We start from the raw sequence: 4,236 nt of genomic DNA, 5'->3' as shown, positions 1-4,236 counted from the left end.
GATGGCGACCCGACTACTGAAGTTGGCACCCCGGATGGGACGGCGTCTGGCAGAGGACATCACCCAGGCATTGAGTGAGCAGACCGTGGTTGTGGTGGGCACCAATGCCGTAGCGACCGTTCTGCCGCGCTTGGCCGAGCAACTCGCAGCTCTGCGGCGGCAACGGGCAGAGATCGCCGTAGTGGTGGAGAAACTGGTAGAGGCCCACCCTCTTTCCTCCGTCCTGACGAGCATGCCCGGAGTCGCGTCAGGACCGCAGCAAGGCTCCTCACCGAAGTTGCCGGCAAACACTTCGAGTCTTCCGGACACCTTGCCGCCTACGCAGGTCTGGCTCCCGTGACCCGCAGATCCGGCTCATCGATCCGAGGTGAGCACCCGTCCCGCCGTGGCAACAAGATCCTTAAACGCGCCCTGTTCCTATCAGCATTCGCAGCCCTCCGGGATCCGATCTCGAGGACCTACTACGACCGAGATCGCCCAGGGCAAACGCCACAACCAAGTCCTCATCGCCCTGGCCCGCCGACGCTGCGACGTCCTGTTCGCCATGCTCCGCGACGGCACTCTTTATCAACCAGACCATCAACTCGCCGCTTGACAAGAACATAGGGCCCCCCGTAAACGAGAACCAGGTGAACACTTCCAGGTATGCCAGCGCCGACGAGGGATGTCAGGCGGCACCTGTGTGTCGAATTCCCCGGCACGTTGCCTATGGTGTGCACACCAGCACGAAGTAAAACGCGACAGTCGAGGCCATTGCACCCCGGTCCGCTCTATCTGGGTTGGTCAGATACTTCGCGGCGCTTGCTTAGCCGGTGTCCGCGCGTTGTTCACCTAGGCGCCAGTGAGCGTAATCCTGCTGTTTACCTCCGTTTCCTAGCGTAGGAGGGCCATAAACCCCCACTAGGAAGTTGAGGACCATGTCCATCACCCGGCCGCTCGCGCTACTGCTTGCCTGTACTTCCCTTGCCGTCTCCGTCGCCGTTCCGGCAAATGCAACTCAGGCGCCGGACGACGTCGTCCTTGGCACCCCGCGCGAGGCAGCCCACGCCCATAATGACTATGAGCACGAACGGCCCCTGTTCGATGCCCTTAAACACGGGTTCACCAGTGTTGAGGCTGATGTGTGGCTCGTGGACGGCGAACTCCTGGTGGCCCATGACCTCGAAGATGTCACTCCCGGCGTGACGCTCGAGAGCCTCTACCTTGATCCGCTCGACGAGCTTGTGGATGGTAAGGCCGGGAGCGTCTACCCCGGGTGGGACGGCGAGTTTCAACTGCTGGTCGATATCAAGGGTGATGCCGAGCAGACGTACGCCGCCCTTGAAGCCGAGCTCGACCAGCACCGTTCCCTACTCACCCGCTTTAACAACGGCAAGGTGAAGCAGGGAGCAGTAAGCGTCGTCGTGAGTGGCAACCGTCCCCTCGAAACGATGACCGCCGACCGGCAGCGCTCCAGCTTCTACGACGGCCGCGCGACCGACCTGGGTTCGGCACTGCCATCGAGCCTCATGCCGCTGATTAGTAATAACTGGAACAAGCTCTTTACCTGGCAAGGTGTGGGCGAGATGCCAGCCGCTGAGCGTGAGAAGCTCCAGATCTACGTCGCCACGGCCCATGAGCAGGGCGCCCGGGTCCGATTCTGGGCGACACCGGATCTGCCGGGCGAGGCACGCGAAGCCGTCTGGTCAGAGCTGGCGGATGCCGGTGTCGACCACATCAACACGGATGACCTGCCCGCCCTCGAGCAGTTCCTTGCAGCCCGCGACTGACCCCCATTAATCAGGGCGGCCCACCGCGCGGCTCCATGCCGCGTCGTGGGCCGCTCTTATTCCGTAACCGCATACGGCGCCCGTTAGCCGATCCCTGACCGGGGTATCTATAGTGCATTCTGATGAGGTGCAACCAAGCAGTTATAAGTGGAGAAGTACGGTCGCTGCAGTCATCGCGCTGCTCAATGATCTGGACCCGTACGGCCTCGAACCAGGCACCCCAGCCGGGGCGCCGAACGACGAGTACGAACCCGAGGCGCACCGCATAGCTAGCTTGCTGTTCAAGAGCGGATCAGTCAGTAGTACCCAAGTGGACGCGATTTGGCAGGAGTGGTTTCAGGAACCTTTGAGCGAAGTCATCGGTGCTGCGACAGCGGAACGCTTCTGCGTCAGCATCAACTCGCTCAACGACTCGGCCTAACGTCCCGGATGTTCAGAAGCCGATCCTTCATCGTTGATCATCATGATACTGCCACGCTCGATGGACATGGTCGTCCAGCGGGAGGCTCCCGTTAGAGAAGCTCGGCGATTTCTTTCTCGGTGAGTTCGATTTTCCGGCCGTTGTCGCCCTGCCAGTAGTGGGAACGCTGACCATCACTAGGCTGTGAGCGCTTGACCACCGTGTATGTGGCGCCGTCTTGCACTCTTACCTTCGCGCGAAAACCAGTTTCATCGTGACCTTGCGAGAAGGCTTTCGTGAGACTGCCCGCTGCGGCACCGAGGAGCACGTAGGCGGAAATGATTAGGGCTTTGTATGCCGGGTCACCAAGGTTTTCGATGAGCATCGTGCGTCCGCCAAAAATGAGACCCGCTACCATTACGCACAGCGCCGCCACCGCGAACCAGAAGGTAGTGCCAGTCTTCAACGGAATGTCCTTCGCTTGAGGTGATGGGTGCCGCTACTTGGAGGTTGCGTAGTCGTCACGGCGTAGCGAGATGATGTCATCGAAAGATTCCCCCTTTCCCGTCCCCTATTCGTCCGGTCGGACGGGCGCGCCGCCGCCTATCACCTCGCTGGTGGCGGCCCATCAGTAATTTCCCGGCTGCTGCGGGCCCCGCCGCCGGTATCGTTTCCGCCAATCCGTGAGGAAGTTCCCGGATAGAGCGGCTTGAGCCTCGTTCAATGCGTGGTCGTATGCTGATGCATCAAATGAGAACTGGCTCGCATTGGGGATTAGTGCGTCCGCCGTGGTGGCATCGTCCTCATCGATCCAGCCGAATCGTTGCCACGTTAAGGTGTCTTCGGTGCGACTGATTTCTACTGCGAGATTCCCGTCCGATATGTCGAAGCAAGCGGGGCAATACAGCAGCTCGGCCGTCACTGGCTCGCGGCCTGGTCGGGGTCCTCGCAACTGGTCTATTTGTTGCTTTGCTTTGCGAGGTGAAGACCGGGAGAGTTGAGTGACGAAGTCCAGTGTCGGTATTTCGTGCTCCCACTCGGGCCGTTCCCAGTCCCGCACCCAGGAACGCACGGGCTGGCCGTCGATGACGATGTCCAACCGGTTACTCACTCTTTGTTGATGTCGACGCGTCTCGCGGCCAAAAGCCACCTCGACGAACTCCGAGTCCGGAGGCCGCAGCGACAGGATATTTCGAGAGCTCATTACTGCATCCTAAAGCTGCGCCGACTAAGTAAGGGCGAACCCACCGATCCCTCAGCGCGCGGGGCCGGTTGAGGCTCTTTTCGTCCGTGTCCTTCTCATGCAGCTCGCGGAGCTGTGGAAGGTTTGAGCGGTGAACACCGCGCAAGAAGAAAATGACGGGAAGCTGAGCTTCCGCCAAACGGAATCTGTCAAGGCGTTTGAGACACAGCTAAGTGGTTAGGCGTGTGCGGGGACCTCGCTTTGCTGGGGCTGGTTGATCCACGCGGCCGTGGGGCCCACCGGCGGCGCCGGCGGTTGACCGAACCGGTGCGGGGTCGCCGTGTAGGCGTCCTGGAGCACCGCGGCCCGGCGGCACTGGATGGCCGCGTAGGTGCCGTCGAAGACCGTCGCGGGGGTATGCAGCCCGATCCCGGAATGGCGGTGTTCGAAATTATAGTAAAGGAAGAATTCGTTGGCCCAGGCGACCGCGTCCTGGCGGGAGCCAAACCGCCCCGGGTAGGAGTGGTGGTACTTCGTGGTCTTGAACGCCGCCTCGGAATACGGGTTGTCGTTGGACACGCGGGGCCGTGAATGGCTGCGGTCGATGCCCAGATCGATCATCAGCTCGGCGACCGGTTTGGACGTCATGGACGTCCCCCGGTCGGCGTGGATCACGCCCGGGGTGCCGTGGATCATGACCGCGTCGGCGATGAAGTCCTTGGAGCCGAGCCCGGACTCGCGGGTGGTGATGTGCCAGTGCACGACGTAGCGGGAGAACAGGTCAATGATGACCATCAGGTCGTAGTAGACGCCCCGGATGGGGCTGGAGAGTTTGGTGATGTCCCAGGACCAGACGTCGTTGGGTTTCACCGCGACGAGTTCGG

General features: G+C 61.3%; 5 protein-coding genes and 1 pseudogene. 3 read left to right on the top strand and 3 right to left on the bottom strand.

Annotation, left to right across the window (positions count from 1 at the left end; translation table 11 throughout):
- The 3 genes and pseudogenes from Y703_RS17380 to Y703_RS17375 form a co-directional block, all read left to right on the top strand.
- Positions 1-595, top strand: a pseudogene (locus Y703_RS17380) (transposase); the annotation flags it as partial.
- A gap of 322 nt (positions 596-917) precedes the next feature.
- Positions 918-1,769: a phosphatidylinositol-specific phospholipase C/glycerophosphodiester phosphodiesterase family protein gene (locus tag Y703_RS0102225; RefSeq protein ID WP_026551418.1), complete on the top strand. Its 852-nt coding sequence runs from the start codon at positions 918-920 to the stop codon at positions 1,767-1,769.
- A 127-nt stretch (positions 1,770-1,896) separates the two neighbouring features.
- Positions 1,897-2,190, top strand: coding sequence for a hypothetical protein (locus Y703_RS17375; protein WP_051427217.1), 294 nt, complete (start codon positions 1,897-1,899; stop codon positions 2,188-2,190).
- 91 nt (positions 2,191-2,281) lie between these two features.
- Here the strand turns inward: Y703_RS17375 and Y703_RS0102215 are convergent, their stop codons facing one another.
- The 3 genes from Y703_RS0102215 to Y703_RS0102205 form a co-directional block, all read right to left on the bottom strand.
- Positions 2,282-2,635 (bottom strand): hypothetical protein, encoded by a 354-nt coding sequence (locus tag Y703_RS0102215; RefSeq protein ID WP_026551417.1) that lies wholly within the window; start codon positions 2,633-2,635, stop codon positions 2,282-2,284.
- 162 nt (positions 2,636-2,797) lie between these two features.
- Positions 2,798-3,373 carry a hypothetical protein gene (locus Y703_RS0102210; protein ID WP_026551416.1) on the bottom strand — a complete coding sequence of 192 codons (576 nt, stop codon included), beginning with the start codon at positions 3,371-3,373 and terminating at the stop codon, positions 2,798-2,800.
- Positions 3,374-3,589: 216 nt separating this feature from the next.
- On the bottom strand, positions 3,590-4,236 hold a 647-nt coding region (locus Y703_RS0102205), incomplete at its 5' end, for an IS3 family transposase (RefSeq protein WP_026551415.1).

Source organism: Arthrobacter sp. H20 (assembly GCF_000520515.1).
Lineage (GTDB): Bacteria > Actinomycetota > Actinomycetes > Actinomycetales > Micrococcaceae > Arthrobacter_D.
This window is presented reverse-complemented; position numbering and strand designations above follow the sequence as displayed.

What these genes read in the sequence shown, in the direction of transcription:
- Y703_RS0102210 (WP_026551416.1), bottom strand. Translation starts at nt 3,373, where the DNA reads ATGAGCTCTCGAAATATCCTGTCGCTGCGGCCTCCGGACTCGGAGTTC.
- Y703_RS0102225 (WP_026551418.1), top strand. Translation starts at nt 918, where the DNA reads ATGTCCATCACCCGGCCGCTCGCGCTACTGCTTGCCTGTACTTCCCTT.